The 15,314-nt window shown below is 73.2% G+C and carries 16 protein-coding genes; 1 reads left to right on the forward strand and 15 read right to left on the reverse strand.

The annotated features are described in order from the left end of the window. Window positions 1-237, forward strand: a 237-nt coding sequence (locus tag E1291_RS43410) for a hypothetical protein (protein WP_207401013.1), incomplete at its 5' end; no start/stop codon positions are given. Between the two features lie 895 nt (window positions 238-1,132). On the opposite strand, the gene E1291_RS29925 is transcribed toward E1291_RS43410, so the two are convergent. The 15 genes from E1291_RS29925 to cpaB form a co-directional block, all read right to left on the reverse strand. Further along, a complete protein-coding gene (locus E1291_RS29925) occupies window positions 1,133-1,588 on the reverse strand; it encodes a hypothetical protein (RefSeq protein WP_131741429.1) in 456 nt (151 codons plus the stop codon). A 9-nt stretch (window positions 1,589-1,597) separates the two neighbouring features. Continuing rightward, complete coding sequence (locus E1291_RS29930) at window positions 1,598-2,056, reverse strand: DUF3592 domain-containing protein (protein WP_131741430.1); 459 nt, start codon at window positions 2,054-2,056, stop codon at window positions 1,598-1,600. Continuing rightward, window positions 2,053-2,628 (reverse strand): hypothetical protein, encoded by a 576-nt coding sequence (locus E1291_RS29935; protein ID WP_131741431.1) that lies wholly within the window; start codon window positions 2,626-2,628, stop codon window positions 2,053-2,055. The genes E1291_RS29930 and E1291_RS29935 overlap by 4 nt, the downstream gene beginning before the upstream one ends. Then, the gene (locus E1291_RS29940) at window positions 2,607-4,247 is read right to left on the reverse strand and encodes a hypothetical protein (RefSeq protein WP_131741432.1); all 1,641 of its coding nucleotides are present in this window, start codon (window positions 4,245-4,247) and stop codon (window positions 2,607-2,609) included. The genes E1291_RS29935 and E1291_RS29940 overlap by 22 nt, the downstream gene beginning before the upstream one ends. Before the next feature lie 99 nt (window positions 4,248-4,346). Then, window positions 4,347-5,525, reverse strand: coding sequence for a C40 family peptidase (locus tag E1291_RS29945; RefSeq protein WP_165495344.1), 1,179 nt, complete (start codon window positions 5,523-5,525; stop codon window positions 4,347-4,349). A gap of 84 nt (window positions 5,526-5,609) precedes the next feature. After that, on the reverse strand, window positions 5,610-6,290 hold the full coding sequence (locus E1291_RS29950) for a prepilin peptidase (protein ID WP_131741434.1): 681 nt from the start codon (window positions 6,288-6,290) through the stop codon (window positions 5,610-5,612). A 117-nt stretch (window positions 6,291-6,407) separates the two neighbouring features. Further along, window positions 6,408-6,710, reverse strand: a complete 303-nt coding sequence (locus E1291_RS29955; protein ID WP_131741435.1) for a Flp family type IVb pilin — start codon at window positions 6,708-6,710, stop codon at window positions 6,408-6,410. A gap of 511 nt (window positions 6,711-7,221) precedes the next feature. Beyond that, the gene (locus E1291_RS29960; protein ID WP_131741436.1) at window positions 7,222-8,010 is read right to left on the reverse strand and encodes a response regulator; all 789 of its coding nucleotides are present in this window, start codon (window positions 8,008-8,010) and stop codon (window positions 7,222-7,224) included. Then, window positions 8,011-9,252, reverse strand: coding sequence for a sensor histidine kinase (locus tag E1291_RS29965; protein ID WP_131741437.1), 1,242 nt, complete (start codon window positions 9,250-9,252; stop codon window positions 8,011-8,013). Beyond that, window positions 9,233-10,120, reverse strand: a complete 888-nt coding sequence (locus E1291_RS29970) for a type II secretion system F family protein (protein ID WP_131741438.1) — start codon at window positions 10,118-10,120, stop codon at window positions 9,233-9,235. Before E1291_RS29970 ends, E1291_RS29965 begins: the two co-directional genes overlap by 20 nt. Before the next feature lie 9 nt (window positions 10,121-10,129). Then, a complete protein-coding gene (locus tag E1291_RS29975) occupies window positions 10,130-11,053 on the reverse strand; it encodes a type II secretion system F family protein (RefSeq protein WP_242614458.1) in 924 nt (307 codons plus the stop codon). Continuing rightward, window positions 11,050-12,399, reverse strand: coding sequence for a TadA family conjugal transfer-associated ATPase (locus E1291_RS29980; RefSeq protein WP_131741439.1), 1,350 nt, complete (start codon window positions 12,397-12,399; stop codon window positions 11,050-11,052). The genes E1291_RS29975 and E1291_RS29980 overlap by 4 nt, the downstream gene beginning before the upstream one ends. Window positions 12,400-12,402: 3 nt before the next feature. Next, window positions 12,403-12,780, reverse strand: coding sequence for a TadE/TadG family type IV pilus assembly protein (locus tag E1291_RS29985; RefSeq protein WP_131741440.1), 378 nt, complete (start codon window positions 12,778-12,780; stop codon window positions 12,403-12,405). Further along, window positions 12,773-14,362, reverse strand: a complete 1,590-nt coding sequence (locus E1291_RS29990) for a CpaE/TadZ family protein (protein WP_242614459.1) — start codon at window positions 14,360-14,362, stop codon at window positions 12,773-12,775. Before E1291_RS29990 ends, E1291_RS29985 begins: the two co-directional genes overlap by 8 nt. Continuing rightward, the gene (gene cpaB / locus E1291_RS29995; RefSeq protein WP_131741441.1) at window positions 14,359-15,063 is read right to left on the reverse strand and encodes a Flp pilus assembly protein CpaB; all 705 of its coding nucleotides are present in this window, start codon (window positions 15,061-15,063) and stop codon (window positions 14,359-14,361) included. The genes E1291_RS29990 and cpaB overlap by 4 nt, the downstream gene beginning before the upstream one ends. Window positions 15,064-15,314 lie beyond the last annotated feature (251 nt).

Genomic DNA, 15,314 nt, shown 5'->3' on the forward strand with positions numbered 1-15,314 from the left:
GGCGGCACGACGGGCGGCCTGACCACCGGCGCGGGTCCCGCGCTCGGCGAGGCCGCCGGTGGACGCGCCGCGGGGTCGACCCGCGGCTGCGGACCCGTGGTCGTCCCGCCGCCCGGGCCGTCGGACAGCCAGCTGCTCGCGGGACCTCCCCCGTCGCGGACGGGGGGCGTCTCGACCCGTGGCAGGGGAGCCGTATCCCGCCGTGCGGGAGGAACGGGGGCCGTCCCCTGGGGGTGAGCCGCACCGGGCGGCGCCGGAGTGCCTTGGGCGGGGGTCGTCCAAGGCGCCGCGGCGCGACCGGCGGGCGCTCCTCCCGGAGCGGGAGGTGCCTGAGCCGGGGGCACCCGGGGCGGCTCCGTCCTGGCGACGGCTTGAGGGCCCGTGTCCGTGGCGGACGATGCGGGCGGAGCCGCCAGGGGCATCCCGCCACCGGGGGTGGAACGGGAGACGGGGGGCTGCCCGGCCGCCGGGGGCGCCTCGGGAACGCCCGGGGCCGGTTCGCCCGCGCGATGCTCCGCCGGAGCCGCCGGACCCGCCGGACGAGGGGCGGGCCCCACCGGCCATACCTGTTGCCCAAGCGAGCCGGTCACCTCCTCCTGCGCGGGCGGGGCCGGAGGGCCGGCCGGCCGCGCCGGCACCGATGGCGGAGGCGCGTAGGCCCGGGGCTTGGGAGGCGCGGGGGGTTGGACGCGCGCGTCCCAGAGGTACTGGGGAGCGGGCTGGGAAGGAGTTCGGGGAGGGATCGACCCGTGGGCCGGGCCCGGCGTGGAGGGGCCCGGCGTGGAGGCGCCCGGGTGCGGAGGTGCGGGAGGCCGCGCGGCCTGGGGCTCGGCCTCTCGGGGCGCTTCCGGGGGCTCCGGCGGGAGGCCGGGCAGGTCCAGCGGGAGCGGCGGGAGGTTGACGCCGTCGTCGGAAGGAGTCTGCATGGTAGGCGCCATTTAACGGGACGGGCGCCGCGGGCACATGGGCCCGCGGGCCTAACAAGGGGGGCCTAGGCTCCCAGAAATGCCTGGCCAGGGCCTTGATCCGCTGGCCTCTGACCAGACGCGCGTCCCGGCGGCCGCGCCCACGTGACCGGCACGCGGCCACCCGGCGAACCTTCAGTACAGCGCTTCTTCAGTACAGCGCTCCTCTAGTACAGGGACGCGTTGGCGCGCTTGCGGCGGGGGGAGCTCGCACCGGGAAGAGTACGGAGGCCGACCATGGCGCCCAGGATGACCGCGCACACGGGGAGAAGGGTGTGGACGACCGGGGGGACGTCCTCGATGGGGCGCGCGTTGGCCAGGAGAGCGAGGACCGCCGGGCCCAGGGCGCAGAGGATCAGCAGTGAACGGCCGCTGGAGACTCCCACGCGGCGCAGGCGGGGCGCGCCGACGCGGGCGGCGAACAGGCCCGTGGGGATCTGGATGAGAACGGCGACCGCGGCGGACGTCCAGTAGAAGCCCTTGGAGGACGCGAAATCGGGGGCTGCGAAGGCGAGGACGCCGACGACGAGGACCGCGGTGACCAGGACGGCGAGGGACAGGCCGGCGGTGAGCAGCACGGTGGTGAGCAGCACCGGTGCGGCGGCGCTGGTGCGGTCGGTCATCGTTCTCCTTCAGCGGACGAGGAACCAGGTGACGGTGGAGCCGATGAGCAGCATCCCGGCGGCGGTGCCCCAGACGGGGGCCGCGCCGAAGTCCAGGCGGGCGTCCTCGGGCGCGCGGGGGTCGTAGCGGACGTCCAGCAGCGCACCGGGATCGCGGTGCGGGCGCCCCGACTCGGTGATCACATGCTCGCGTCCGTCCCGCGCGGTGAAGCGGACGGTGAGGGTGAACTCCCAGCCGGACGGCTCGATGCCGTCGCCCTCGCACGACACGACGGTGCCGGTGGCCGCTTCGGTGGCGCGGCGGAGGAAGACGACGCGGCGCACGACCGTGGCCGGAGCCAGGAGGATCAGGCCCGGCCCCGCCACGGCCATCGCGACCGACGCGGGCACCCGGTCCAAGAGCCAGAGGGTGCCCAGTCCCGCCATGACCGCGAGGAGAGCCAGGAGAGCCAGGACGATCCGGGTCATCGTTTCCCCGTCAGATGGAACGAGGCGATGATTCCGGGGACCTTCGCCGCGGCGGTCCCCTGCGCCGGGGAGTGCACCATGAACGCTAGGAGCGTCCTGCGCTTGGTCAGCGCGTACAGCCCGACGAGCCGCATGGGAATCTTGGCGCCGCCCTTCCCGGTAATGGTGTAAGTCGCCTCGACGCGCCGCGCGTCGGCGGCGCCGTCGAGGCGCACCGTGCGGACACCGGTGACGCGGTACCCGTTCAGGAGGGCCAGCCCCCGGAACTGGGCGAGCTGGTCACCGAGGTCCGTCGCGGTACGGTCGCGGCGACCGACCTCGATCTGGCCGTCGGGGAGCCCGGACGGCAGTTCGGGCCCGTCGACCTTCAGGGCGGGCGCGCCGCTCGCCTCCTTGTCGTCGCGCGGACTCCAGGACGCGGGGTAGGCGAAGGCGTAGACGTCCGCGCGATACTCACGCGAGCCCGGCGGGACGGGCGGTGCCTTCTTCTCTTCCGCGGAGCACCCCGCGGCCAGGAGGGCCGCCAGGAGGACGGCGGGGCCCCGCATCGTCAGCCAAGACAACGTTTCCATTCCACCCAGCCCTGTCCTGGTTTGTAGAACTCAGCCTTGGTGAGCGTGCTCTGCTCGTGCTCGCGCGAGCTCTCGAAGAAGCCACCCCACTTGCGCTTGCCCTTGGCTTCGCCCTTGGCGTCCGCCTTGCCGGTGTCGCCCGTGACGTCGTAGACGAGCCGCGACTGCCGCCCGCCGCCCGCGTCGAAGTACTTGTCGAGGTCCTCGAAGAAGCGGGTGAAGTAGTCGACGCCGGGGATGTCGCTGTGGTTTGTGGCCTTCTCCAGTGCCTGCGCGTCGGTGGGGTCGGTGAGATCGAGCGTCTTGTCGGTGGTGATACGCCGGGAGGCCAAGATCCACTGCTTTCCGCCCACCGGCTCGATCTTGCCGGGCTTGGCCTTGCCGCCCCCCACCTTCCCCTCACCCTTCACCTCGGCCTTGCCCTCGAGACGCGTGTAGAGAACGTACTGGGTCGTCGTCGACTTGGTCATCCGGAGCGGTTTGCCGTCCTTGTCCTCGGTGGTGGACCAACTGGTGGCGGTCCGCACCTTGACGTTGATTCCGAAGCTCGGGCTGACCTTGATCTGGGCCTTGAGCTGCGCGCGGTCCTCCGGAAGCAGGACGACCCCCTGTCCCCCCAGCAGCTCGTCGGCCTTCGTCATGAACAGTTCCAGGGCGTCCGCCGCGCCTGCCGCCACCCGGTCCCTCGTCCCTTTGGGCAACACCTTCCACACGTCGCCGAGGTCGACGACCAGGCTATTCTCGCCTTCGCCCTTGAGAGAGTAATACGTGGTCCTCTCTCCGGTCTTGTGGTCGGTACGGGTCCCGTCGATGATGAAGCCACGTGTCTTGGTCGTGTCCTTGAATTTCCCAAAAGTGAGGTCGAGCTTCGCCCCGGCGGTAGGGCCGCCCTCGTGGTAGTCGGCCGAGGGTTCTTTGTCGGGTTCGCTGGCACCCATCCAGTCCTCGTACTTATCGCCGACCCAGGGAATTTTCCCGACCAGCCAGGAGAAACCACCGGTGACGGGATTGGTGCGGACGACGAACTTGGCGGTGTTGCCGATGCGGTGCTTCACCAGGTCGTCGAAGAACTTGCGGGCCTCCGCCTCGTCTTTGAACGAGTAGACGTTGCCATTGGTGAACTCCCCGCCTCCCCAGATTCCGAACTTCAACCACTTCCCCGATTCGAAGTCGAAATGGACCCCGGCCTCCCCCCAGGTGAAGTCGTTGACCTCCCAGGAGACCTTGCCGTCCGCGCCGATCTTCTGGACGAGCTGGACCGTGCCGCGGCTGTTGGTCCGGGACTTCCCCTTCCACGGGGTGGGGATCGTGAAGGTCTCCTCGAGATACTTGGAGTCCACTGCCTTGGTGCAGGCCGTGCGCGGCTCGTCAGGGTCCTGGGCGGTGGTACCGCCCGGCCCCTTTCCGCGGGCGCAGCCGCTCATCATGTTGATCTTCTGCAGCGTGTTGCAGATCGCGAAGCTCGTCTGGTCCGGGAGGGCGAGGACGAATATCGACGCGCAGACCGCGGCGATCAGCGCGAGGATCGCCACGTACTCGGGAACCGAGGCGCCGCGGTCGTGGCGCGGGCGCCCGCACGCCGGGGAGATCGGTGGCGAGTCTTCCGGGGTACTGGTCACGGGGGGCACGCTCCGAAGATTCGCACGGCCCTTTCCTCGGCGATTGAGCCGGTGGGCCTAATTCGAGGCCCAAATGGAGGCCCAGCTGAAAGGCGCCCGTCAGTCGGAGTACGGACGAACGAACCCCATGAAAGAATCCCGTGAATAGCTGGAGATGGTCACGGTCGCACCGGTGTGCGGGGCCTCGATCATCTGATGCGTGGCCGGGTCGATGACGAGCCCGACATGCTCGGGCCCGCTCGGTCCGGGCCGGAAGAAGACGAGGTCGCCGGCCTTTTCCTGGCCGGGAGAGATGTGTCGTCCGAACGGCCACTGCTCGTAGGTGGTGCGGGGAATGGAGATGCCACCGGCGCGGTAGGCCATCTGGGTCAGCGAGGAGCAGTCGCAGTTCCCCATCGTGGCCGTGACGCGGCTCGGCGACGTGCACGTCCCGCCCCACTGGTACCAGGTGCCGATCTGCGCGCGGGCGAACGCGATGGCGCGGCGCACCGTCTCGGGGGTCCCCGGGGGCAGCGGACCCGGGTCCGGCAGCGGGCCGGCGGGCCCGCCCGGGGCGTCGTAGGGGAAGCCGTTGTAGGCGGTCGCGCTCTCCTGGTCGACGAGGCGGAGCGTGAACTTCTTCCGCAGCGCGACCGCGTTGCCGCGCGGCCACGCGGTGACTCCGTCGCAGACGAGCCGCGAGGGCCGGTTGGGCTGCTGCTCGGGCGGGTTCTGGCCCGGCGGGAGGGGCGAGGTCACGTACCGGCAGTCGGGCACGTAGAGCCTGGCGACCGCGGTGGCGGTGCCGGACCGGCCGATCCCGGTGCGGCCCATCCGGTCGGTGCACAGGTTGCGGCGGTGGCGCAGGTCGTCCTTCTCCTGCTCGGAGAGCTCGTCGTCCCTCTTGAGCTGGCAGTCGGACGTGGCCGCGCCCACCTTCGCGTAGGTGCCCTCCAGCCCGCTCAGATGCACCTTCCCGACGAGGCGGGCATCGTTGCGGCGGGCGTAGTCCTCGGCGCCGTTCTGCGGGGCGTCGTCGTCGACGATCCAGGCACCGGAGCCCGCCGGGGGCGTCCCGGTGAGCGCCATCCCCACGAGCCTGAGCTGCAGCGGCTGGAGCGCGCCGAGCGCGGCCGCGTCGGCCCCGCGCTGGGCCCGGGTGCGCATGTCCCCGGCCTGGGCGATCCTGGTGAACACCATCACCCCGGCGACCAGGACGAGCGCCATGCCGAGGATGAGGACGCCGGCGGCGACGCCCTCGTCACCCTGTCCGGGACGGGCCCTGAGCCGTTCCAGCATTTGACGCCCCATCCGATGTGGAAAGCCGCTCCACGGGAAATTTAGGGGGGCGGTCGCGGGTGCGCACAGGGCCCTGGGACCCAATCATCGGGCGAACCACCCGCCGACGAGCACGCCGGCGAGCGTCCCCGCGAGCATGAACGGGCCGTAGGGCATCTCGTCCTTGCGCCCGGCCTTGCCCAGCAGCATCCAGATGACGCTGTAGACGCCGCCGAAAAGGAAGCCCGCCACGACTCCGGTCACCCACGCGGCCTCACCGAGCCAGCCCAGATAGAGACCGAGGACGCCGGACAGTTTCACGTCGCCCCGGCCCATGGCCTTGGGCATGAGGAAATGCTGAATGAAATAGAAAAGCCACAGCACCGCCATTCCGATCAGGGCGTGCACGAGGCGCGCGGGACCGTCGCCGGTGAACGGCACGGCCAGCGCCAGAAGGGCGAACCCGATCGGGTAGGACGGCAGGGTGAGACGGTCGGGAAGCCTTTTCACGACCGCGTCGACGACGGCCAGCAGCACGCCCGCCACGCCCAGGTAGGCGAACGCCACCAGTTCCGCCCCGGGCCCGAACCGCAGGGCCAGGACGGCGAGCACGGCGGCCGTCAGCCCCGCGATCGCGGCCCGGCCGCGCGGACCCGGCGGCCGGTGGTAGGCGGCCACCACGGGCGCCGTCAGCAGGCCGGCCGCCGCTCCGGCACAGCCCGCGACGGCCGCCGTGAGCGCCGTGGCCCCGTCGATCGCGGCCGACCCGAGAACGCCCGCGCTCATGCGGGCGCCGCCGGGAGGGACCGCGCCCGGAGGGCCCCGACCTGGGGACGGGGGCTCCGGGCGCGGTGCGGAGCGCGAGGACGGGGGCGATCCTCGCGCTCCGCACCCGGTCCCACGTCAGTGCGCGCCGTTGGGGGTACCGGTGTTAGGGGTACCGCCACCGCTCGGGTTCCCGTTGAAGATCTTGTCAACTGCTTCCTTGACCTTGCTCGAGACCGTGTTCACGATGCCGAGGCCGTAGAGCGCGGCGATGATGGCCGCCACCAGGATCAGCATCCCGGCCCACTCGAAGATGTCGGCGCCGCGCTCGTCGGGGTCCCGCAGCCGCTCGACCCGGTCCTCGATGAACCGGACGGTCGCGTCGCGGCCCGTCTGCAGGGACAGTTGCGTGCGCACGATGAGCGGGAACAGCATGTTCATCATGTCCTCCTGGCGGCGCTCGCCGCCGGTCTGAATGCCGTATCGCCCGTTTGCCGCAGGCGAGGGCCGGTCCATCCGAAATCGCGGGAATCAGGCTTCCCGCCGGTGCCGCCGGCCTGTGCCGGGACGGCCCCCGCAGTGCTCGTCGTGGTGTGCTCTTCGGTCGCGCCGGGTTCCCGGAAAGAGGCGATGAAAGTGTCACCAGGACCGGCATCCGGCGACTCCGGGAAAGCCGTTTCGATCACTATCGACCGGCCTTTCCCGTGCACCGGGCCGAATGCGCCCGCACAGGGCGAACACATTGCCTTCATCATCTCTCCCTTGTCCGGCCTCCTCCCGTGTCCGGGATTCGGCCGCCGTCGCCGTACGACATAAAAATAGAAAAGGGAGCGCATTCCTCCCAGGGCCCACCGTCTCAATTACCGGCCCGGTTCGATGGGGCCGCCGGACCCAGTCCCGGGGCCCCGGCCGGGCCCCGGGCGGGGCCGGGCCATCGGGCCCGGCCCACCGGTCAGCGGGGGTCCTCCGACGTGCCCAGCCAGCGCGCGATCGCCGCCGCGCGGGAGGTGACGCCGAGCTTGGCGTAGATGCGGTTGACGTGGTTCTTGACGGTCTTCTCCGCCAGGAACAGCCGTCCGGCGATCTCCCCGTTCGAGACGCCCTGCACGATGAGCCGCATCACCTCGGACTCGCGTGCCGACAGCCCGAAGCGGTCGCGGCGCACCGGCGCGACCGGACGCGCGGGCGGCTCGTGGCGGCGGCGCTCGTCCCTCGGGTCCGTGCGCAGATCCTCGTGCGGGTCATGGGTCAGGTCCGCACGCGGATGCGCGTGCCGGTCCGCGGACCGGCCGTCCCCCGCCCGCCCGCCGGCGTCGCCGCGAACGGCCGTGACGAGCGCCGCCACCGCCGCGGGCGAGAGCGGGTGCGCGCCGAGCATGGTCTGCCGGACCGCGGTGACCAGCTCGTCCGCGGTGAACGCGCCGTGCACGAGGTAGCCGCTGGCGCCCCGGGCCAGCGCAGCCCGGATCACGTCCGGGTCGTCGGTGTAGGTCAGCATCAGCACCCGGGTCGACGCGCTGAGGGCCGCCGCGGCGGTCACCCCGTCCATCAGGGGCATCCGCACGTCCAGCAGCACCACGTCGGGACGCAGGCGCTCGGCGAGCTCCACCGCCCGGCCGCCGTCGCCGGCCTCGGCGACGACCTCGATCCCGTTCGCCTCCAGCAGGGACACCAGCCCCGACCGCACGACCACGTTGTCGTCGGCGACCAGCACCCTCGGCGAGGTCTCGGGCTCGTCCATTCAGCTCACCTCCGCCAGCCGGCCGGTCGCTCCCGCGGACGGGTCCGCGACCCGGACGACCAGCGTGGTACCCGCTCCGGGTTCGGAACTGATCAGCAGCGCGCCGCCCGCGCGCTCGGCCCGCTCGTGCAGCCCGACCAGCCCGTAGTGGCCGTCGCGGGCGAGCGCCTCCAGCGGGACGGTGGCGAAGCCGCGACCGTCGTCGCGCACCGTCAGCACGACCTCGCCACCCGTCCGGGCGAGCCGGACCCACACCGTGCGGGCGCGCGCGTGCCGCTCGACGTTCGCGAGCGCCTCGCCAAGGATGGCGAGGACCTCGTAGCGGTGCCGCAGCGGCAGGTCGGCGTCGTCGGAGACCTCGATGTGGGCCGTGACGTCCAGGCGCTCCGCCCAGCCGCGCGCGGCCGCCCGCACCGCCGTCGGCAGCGCCTCGGTGATCGTGGTGTCGCGCAGGTCGGTGAGCAGCCCGCGCGCCTCCAGGGACGCCGTCTCGATCGAGGCGGCCAGCCGGACCGCCTCCCGCTCGGCGCGCTCGGGCGCGCCGGCGATCCACGCGGGCAGCGCCGCCGCGGCCAGCGCCATGCCGCGCAGCGTCTTGGCGAGCGAGTCGTGCATCTCCCGAGCCAGCCGGGCCCGCTCCTCGGCCGCCGCCGCCGCGACCTCCGCGCCGAGCCGCGCCTCCTCCAGCCCCGCGTGGTCCTCGAACAGCCGCCGCAGCGCCACCCCGGCGAAACCGACGAGCGGGTAGTAGGCGGGCTGCCCGGCCAGCTCTTGGAACGTGCCAGCGTCGCCACGCGTCGCGGCGAACGCCAGCGTGACGAAATACCCGGCGATCTGCACGACGGACACGATCAGCATGCCCTGCCAGCGGTACAGCAGCCCGGCGGCCGCCGCCGTCGCCACCGTCGACAGGAAGAACGGCCCGGACGGCCCGCACACGGCCAGCACGGCGAAGCACACGCACAGGTCGAGCGCCACCAGCAGCGGATGGTCGAGCAGACGCGGGACGATCTCCTCCACGTGCCTGGCGACCAGCCACGACAGCAGCGCCACGCACAGCACCATGACGAACGTCGACCAGCTCAGGCCGCGCACCGCCAGCACGAACAGCGTCACCCCGGCCATCAGCAACCGGACCTGCATGAGCAGCCGGAACGCCGCGTTGATCCGGGGCCGGACCCCCGCCGCGCCGGCGGCGGGCCGCGCGGTGGGGACGTTCCGGTCAGCCGCCGAAGATCGCACCGAGATCAGCTCCCGAGCTGAAGTAGAGCGCGCCGAGCACCACGATGATGAGGGCGGGCAGGGACAGGGCCGTGGTGACCGCGGTGACCTGCGGCGTGGTGCGCTGCGCCTTGCGCCGCGCCCACTGCGCCGACTCGCGCCGCATGTCGGTGGCGATGCCGATGAGCGCCGTCGCGAGCGGGGCGCCGAGCTCCTCGGCCTGCTGGATCGCGGTGACGAACTGGCCGACCATCTCCGACCGGTTCCGGCGGCGCAGGTCGTCGAACGCCTCCCGGCGCGGCGTGCCCAGCTCCATCTGCCGCAGCGCGATGGTGAACTCGTCCGCGAGCGGGCCCGGCATGCTGTCCACGACGCGCGCCAGCGAGTGCCGGAAGCCCATGCCCGCCGAGACCGTCACGGCGAGCACGTCCAGGAAGTCGGGCATGCTGCGCTGCATCTCGTCGCGCCGCGTCCGGGCCCGGCCCAGCAGGAAGAGCTCGTTCTGGAAGATCCCCGCGATGCAGACCAGCCCCATCGCGACCTGCCCGGACGACAGCAGCAGGACGCTCAGCGCCCCGAACAGCACCGCGTACCCGGCCGTGATCCGCGCGTACTCCTCGACGGTCATGCCGCCGGGCCGGCCCGCCGCGTCGATCCGCTCGCGGATCTTGCGGTGCCAGGGCTCGAGCGCGTTCATCGTGACCCGGGTGAACGGGCGCCCGAACCGCGCGGCGACGCGGTTGAGGCCGACGAACTCCGCGCGCCGCGCCGGTTTCGGCGGCGCGGCCAGCGCGGACGCCGCGACCCGCTCGCCGGCGGTGGCCAGCAGCAGGCCCCACACCGCCAGCAGCACGCTGAGCGCCGCGCCCGCGGCCATCGCGATCAGCATCTGGTCACCTCACACGTCGATCCGGGTGATCCGGCGGATGATCACGAGGCTGGCGACGAACAGCGCGGCCCCGACCGCCAGCATGATCTGGCCGACCGGATGCGCGCTCATCTCGCGCAGCCCGCCCGGCTGGATCTGGTTGATCATGGCGATGCCGGCGATGCCGAGGATGCCGACCGCCCAGTTCGACACCACCGCCTGGCCGAGGATGGTCCTGACCTCGCGGCGGATCTCCTTGCGGTCGTCCAGCGTCTCGGCGATGCTGCGCAGCGCGGTGACGAGCGAGCCGCCGGAACGCGCGGACACCAGCAGCGTGCTGACCAGCACGCCGAGCTCGCGGGACGGCAGCCGCTCGGCCAGGTCGCCGAGCGCCGCGTCCAGCGACTGGCCGAGCCGCAGCCCGTCGGCGGCGCGCCGCAGCTCGGTGCGGGCCGGGTCGTCCAGCTCGTCGGCCGCCAGCCCGATCGCGGTGCGCAGCGACAGCCCCGCCTGCGCGGCGTTGGACAGGACCCGGGCCAGCTCGGGCAGCTGCGCGATGAACTCCTCCTTGCGGCGGTCCTCCCGCCGCCGCAGGTAGCCGAAGAACACCGCGCCGACCGCCACCGCCGCGGCGACGCCGAACAGCGGCCCGAGCAGCTGCCCGATGAGCAGGATCGCCGCGCACCCGCCGAGCACCATCAGCAGCAGGAACGTCGAGACGCGCATCGCCAGCCCGGCGGCGGTGATCCGGCGCGCCAGGACCCGGCCGAGCTCGGTGCGGCGAAGCCGCCGGTCGAACACGGCGAGCGGCCCGTCCGGCGGGGCCTCGCCCTCCAGCCTCGACCGGTTCGCGATGCCGCGGCGCCGCTCCCAGCCCGCCGCCAGATCCCCGGCGCCCCAGACGGCGCACGCCAGCGTGACCGCCAGCAGAAGCGCGATGTACGGCAGCGTCACCCCACCACTCCGTTCTCGGTGGCGGGACCCCGCCCGCCGGCGTCCTCGTCCGCCACGCCGAACAGCGGCGGGATCCCCTCGCCCGCGTGGAACAGCCGGGTGGCCAGCGCGACCGGCAGCGGGCGGTGCCGGAACGCGCCCCGCACCACCCGGTCCGGGCCGAGCGGCTCCGCCTCGAACCGCATGATCGGCCGCAGCGCGAGCCGCTCCCGGCGGCGCTCGCCCACCACCGCGATCTCGGCGATCCGGCGCGTCCCGTCCGGGCCGCGGCCGAGGTGCACCACCGCGTCCACGGCGTTGTCGATCTGGTCGCGGATCGTGTCGAACGGCAGCTTGACGTCGCTCATGCTCGCGAGCGTCTGCAGCCGGTAGACGGCGTCGTCCGGGGAGTTCGCGTGCACCGTCACCATCGATCCCTCATGACCGGTGTTCATGGCCTGGAGCATGTCCAGGGTCTCGCCGCCGCGGACCTCGCCGACGACGATCCGGTCCGGCCGCATCCGCAGCGCGTTGCGGACCAGGTCGCGGATCGTGATCCGGCCCTCGCCCTCGATGTTCGGCGGCCGCGACTCCAGCGGGATCACGTGCTCCTGCCGCAGCCGCAGCTCCGCCGAGTCCTCGATCGTCACGATCCGCTCGTGCTCGGGGATGAACGCCGACAGCGCGTTCAGCATCGTCGTCTTGCCGGTACCGGTACCGCCCGAGATGACCAGGTTCAGCCGGGCCCGGACGAACGCCGCCAGCAGCAGCCCCGTCGCGGTGTCCAGGCTGCCCCGTCCCGCCAGCTCCTCCACCGTGTACGAGCGGGGGAACCGCCGGATCGTCAGCACCGGCCCCACCAGCGACAGCGGCGGGATGATCACGTTGACCCGCTCGCCCGTCGGCAGCCGCGCGTCCACCATCGGGCTCGACTCGTCCACCCGCCGGTTCACCTGCGCGACGATCCGGTCGATGGTCTGGTAGAGCTGGTCCTCGGTGGCGAACGTCGTGTCGATGCGCTCCACCCGGCCCTCCCGCTCCACGAACACGTGGTCCGGGCCGTTCACCATGATCTCGGTGATGGACTCGTCGGCCAGCAGCGGCTCCAGCACGCCGAGCCCCAGCGCCTCGTCCACCACCCGGCGGATCAGCGCGGTGCGCTCGGCCGCCGACAGCACCGGACCCTCCCGGCCCACGATGTGCCCGGTCACCTTCTCCAGCCGGGCGCGCCGCTGCGGCAGGCCGAGCAGCGCCAGCTCGTCGAGGTTGACCTCCTCCAGCAGCCGCCGGCGCCAGTGCCCCACGTCCGTGCGGTTCGCCGCCGTCGTCGCCAGCCGCTCGTCCTCCAGGCGGTCCTTGAGTCCCATCGCTCACCCCTTCGGCATCGTGACGGTGCGGTCGACGGTGAAGTCGAGGGGGACGCCCGGCCACAACAGCGGCACCTTCGCGCGGACGCGGCAGGACACGGCCGTCGTGTACGGCTCGCCGCCGCGCACCGTCCGGTCGTTCAGCCAGCCCGGCATCGCCGCGTTCGCCCTGCGGACGCACACGCCCCGGTCGTGCGCCTTGGCCGCCTCCCGCGCCCCGGTGCGCGCCGCGTTCTCCACCCGCTCGACGCTCGTGGACGCCATCAGCGCCTCGAAGCAGAACAGGATGAGGATCAGCACCATCGGCAGCAGCCCGGCGAACTCGAGCGTGGCCGACCCACGCTCACGCCCCGGCCGCCGGGCGCGCGCGGTCTCAGCCACCGGACCCCGCGCCCTCCGAGACGATCTTGGCGCGGGTGGTCAGCCCGAACGTGCTGCGCCAGCCCGGCAGCACCGCCGGAACGTCGATCGTCACCTTGGCGAAGCCGTTCTCCACGCGCACGTGCATGACGTCCTCGCCGCCCCACGGACCGGCGACCCGGGCCACCGCCCGGCGGCGCACCTCCCTGCGCGCCTGCGGCGTGTCGTAGCCGACCACGGCCACCGCCCGCGCCGCCTCGTTCGCCGCGTGCCCGGCGTACATCGAGGTCAGCCCGGTCAGCAGCGCCTGCCAGCAGAGCAGGAGCAGCAGCCCGATCAGCGGCACGGTCGCCGCGAAGTCCACCGCCGCCGCGCCCCGGTCCCGGTCGGCGGGCGGCGCCTCGCCCTGCGGCTCGCCCCGCTCGTCCAGCAGCCCCGTCTCCCGGACGATCCCGCTGATCGCCTTGCGGAAGTCCGAGCTCTTCACCGCGGTCGGCGACCCGGTGTTCGAGGCGTCCTCCAGGGCCCGGTAGGCCGCCGGGACCGTCGTGCCGAGCAGCCCCGTCCCGACGATCCGGCCGGCGAGGTCCGGCTGGATCTCGTTGCGCCGGTCGTGCCGGTTCAGCACGACCGCGACGTCCTCCTCCTTGCGGATCCGCAGCCGCGCCCACAGCCGGACGAGCCGCTTCGCGCCGCGCAGCGCCGGCAGGTCGGGGGTGGCCGCCACGATCACCCGGTCCGCCAGCTCCACCGCCATCGCGTTCGGCTCGGAGATGTGGGCGCCGCAGTCGACGATCACCACCGCGTACCGGGTGCGCAGCGCGGCGAGGATCTGCCGCGCCGCCCGCGCCGGGACGTCCTCGGCCCGCTCGCCCTCCGCCGGCGCCGGCAGCAGGTGCGGGCCGAGCCGGTGCACGAACAGCGCCTCGCCGAGCGTCGTCCCGTCGAGGTCGTCGGCCGCGGCGACGAGGTCGATGATGCTGCGCCGGTGGACGACGTCCAGGTATCCGGCGACGTCGCCCTTCTGCAGGTCCATGTCGACCAGGCATACGGTGCGGCCCGCCGCGGACGCCGCCACCGCCAGGTGCACCGCGATCGTCGTCGCGCCCGTCCCGCCCTTGGCGCCCGCCACCGCCAGCAGCGTCCCGACGCGGCCGGGCAGCGGGTTCTGGTAGGACGAGTCGAAGTGGCGGCGCATCGTCCGCCCCCACTCCGCCGCGGACTCCACCCGCGTGTGCAGCTCCGACAGCGTCGGCTCCGTGGAGATCACACCGCGCGCGCCGGCCGCCATCGCCGCGCCGAACGTCTCGGCCGTCGCCTCCTCCGCGATGAGGACCACCGGCAGGTGCGGGTGCCGGACGCCGAGCTCGCGGATCAGGTCCAGCGCGGGCAGCGGCCCGAGCCGCTGGTGCAGCAGCACCACGTCCAGGCCCGGGACGCTCGCCGCGGCGCCGACGACGTCGCCCGTGCTCACCTCGACGCCGACGACCTCGATCCCGCTCATCTCGTGGAACTGCGCGTTCAGCAGGCCCGCGAGGTCCCGCTCCGCGGTCGCGATCAGGACCTTGACCTCGCCGCCCGCGGGCCCGCCGGCGCCGCTCACCGGGCGCCCGGCATGTCGCAGATGGAGCCGAGCTTGGCGACCGGGTCGTTGCGGTCGCCGCCGATCAGCGCGAGCCGCACGTGCCCGGCGAACGCCTCGGCGTAGGTCAGCCGCACGCTGTCCTCGGCGGTCAGGGCGAACGTGATCGGCACCATCGCGTTCAGCGCCTGGTTGTTCGCCCCGCTGCGCTCGTGCGTGACCGCGCCGATCTGGATCACCAGCGCCCGCCGGATGATCCGGGACGCGCAGGACCGCTGGTTCTGCTGCGACTGCTGCTGGAACGTCGCGTAGATGTCGACGACCATGCCGGGGCGGACCTTGCCCGCCACGCCCGTCTCCGCGTCGATCATGATGGCGATCTCCCGCTGGCCGGGCTGCAGGACGGGCGCGTCGATCAGCATCCCCTGCTGCAGGTAGGACCCGGCCACCAGCGGGGCCGGCGCGACCTTGCCGGCCACCGCCCCGGGGTCGGTGAGCATCGTGTTCGGCGTCCACTTGCGGGGCATCTCGACCCGCTCGACCATGCCGGGGTCCAGCCGCCCGTACGCCGGGACGGCCTCCTTCAGCCGGAGCACCTGCACTTTCGTGCCGACCTCGGCGCGCACCGACCCGACGTAGCCGAGCACGGACACGAAGACCGCCACGGCGCCGAGCGCGGCGAGGATCATGAGCATGACGCCACGGCGCTGTCGGGGGTTCATGCGACTCCGTTTCGATCACGAGGGGGGATGGGGAGGGAACGCGCCCGGGCGCGGGCATGGACGCCCGCGGTCGTGGACGACTGCGCGGGCGGCCTGGTCACGGAGGGGCGGGGACGAGCCGCTCGGGCGGCGGGTCCACGCGTTCGGACGACGCGGCGCCGGTGCGGGAGCCGGAGGCGGAGGACGTCGGCGGCGCCGCGGACCCGGCCGGGTCCGGCGGCTGCGGCGCCGGGGCGGTCTGCACGGTGACG

Origin of the sequence: Actinomadura roseirufa (genome assembly GCF_900659635.1) — a bacterium.
Lineage (GTDB): Bacteria > Actinomycetota > Actinomycetes > Streptosporangiales > Streptosporangiaceae > Spirillospora > Spirillospora roseirufa.

Excerpts from the sequence above, each read along its gene's own strand:
- E1291_RS29955 (WP_131741435.1), bottom strand. The coding sequence starts at position 6,710 with ATGAACATGCTGTTCCCGCTCATCGTGCGCACGCAACTGTCCCTGCAG.
- E1291_RS29930 (WP_131741430.1), bottom strand. The coding sequence starts at position 2,056 with ATGACCCGGATCGTCCTGGCTCTCCTGGCTCTCCTCGCGGTCATGGCG.
- E1291_RS29945 (WP_165495344.1), bottom strand. The coding sequence starts at position 5,525 with ATGCTGGAACGGCTCAGGGCCCGTCCCGGACAGGGTGACGAGGGCGTC.
- E1291_RS29935 (WP_131741431.1), bottom strand. The coding sequence starts at position 2,628 with ATGGAAACGTTGTCTTGGCTGACGATGCGGGGCCCCGCCGTCCTCCTG.
- cpaB (WP_131741441.1), bottom strand. The coding sequence starts at position 15,063 with ATGAACCCCCGACAGCGCCGTGGCGTCATGCTCATGATCCTCGCCGCG.
- E1291_RS29950 (WP_131741434.1), bottom strand. The coding sequence starts at position 6,290 with ATGAGCGCGGGCGTTCTCGGGTCGGCCGCGATCGACGGGGCCACGGCG.
- E1291_RS29970 (WP_131741438.1), bottom strand. The coding sequence starts at position 10,120 with ATGCTGATCGCGATGGCCGCGGGCGCGGCGCTCAGCGTGCTGCTGGCG.
- E1291_RS29980 (WP_131741439.1), bottom strand. The coding sequence starts at position 12,399 with ATGGGACTCAAGGACCGCCTGGAGGACGAGCGGCTGGCGACGACGGCG.
- E1291_RS29925 (WP_131741429.1), bottom strand. The coding sequence starts at position 1,588 with ATGACCGACCGCACCAGCGCCGCCGCACCGGTGCTGCTCACCACCGTG.
- E1291_RS29960 (WP_131741436.1), bottom strand. The coding sequence starts at position 8,010 with ATGGACGAGCCCGAGACCTCGCCGAGGGTGCTGGTCGCCGACGACAAC.